General features: G+C 55.5%; 2 protein-coding genes. Both read right to left on the bottom strand.

The window, feature by feature from the left end; translation table 11 throughout:
• Positions 1 to 198 (bottom strand): toprim domain-containing protein (locus tag AXE65_RS06380; protein ID WP_153015405.1); only part of this gene is annotated, 198 nt, incomplete at its 3' end.
• A 12-nt stretch (positions 199 to 210) separates the two neighbouring features.
• A partial coding sequence (locus AXE65_RS06375; RefSeq protein WP_193393237.1) for a S26 family signal peptidase occupies positions 211 to 445 on the bottom strand: 235 nt, incomplete at its 5' end.

Here is a 445-nt window from a genome sequence, read left to right as displayed (position 1 = left end):
GTACTTCTTGCCCGCTTTACTGCGCGGCACCGTGTCCGGCGTGTACTCGTCCGGCTCGGCAAGTTCCAGCATATGCCCAAAGCACCAAGTAATTTTGTCGGTACCGCACTCGATGTAGCCGTCGTCCTTGCTTGTGACGCCCAGCGCCTCGGCAATGGCTTTGCCAACCGAAGGTTTTTCCGCGATAAATAAGCGCATAGTTCCTGCCTCCTACCAAGTGAATACAGGCCGTACCACGCCTTTAATGTGCGCACGGTCGATCAGGCCGAAATAGCGGCTGTCAAATGAGGCGGGGCTGACATCGCCGATGAGCAGCAGTTCGTTTTCGGCCAGTGTGTAATTCGCCCGTTCAAACTTCGGTAAGGGTCTGCCGCCAGGGTCGGTGGCTAAGGCTTTGGAATGGGCTAAACGCTGCCCATTAATCTGTATGCCGGTTTGATCAATG

It is taken from the genome of Ventosimonas gracilis, from assembly GCF_001580025.1.
In the GTDB taxonomy this organism is placed as follows: Bacteria; Pseudomonadota; Gammaproteobacteria; order Pseudomonadales; family Pseudomonadaceae; genus Ventosimonas; species Ventosimonas gracilis.
The sequence above is the reverse complement of the archived record's forward strand: the minus strand, read 5'-3'. Positions and strand labels throughout refer to the sequence as shown.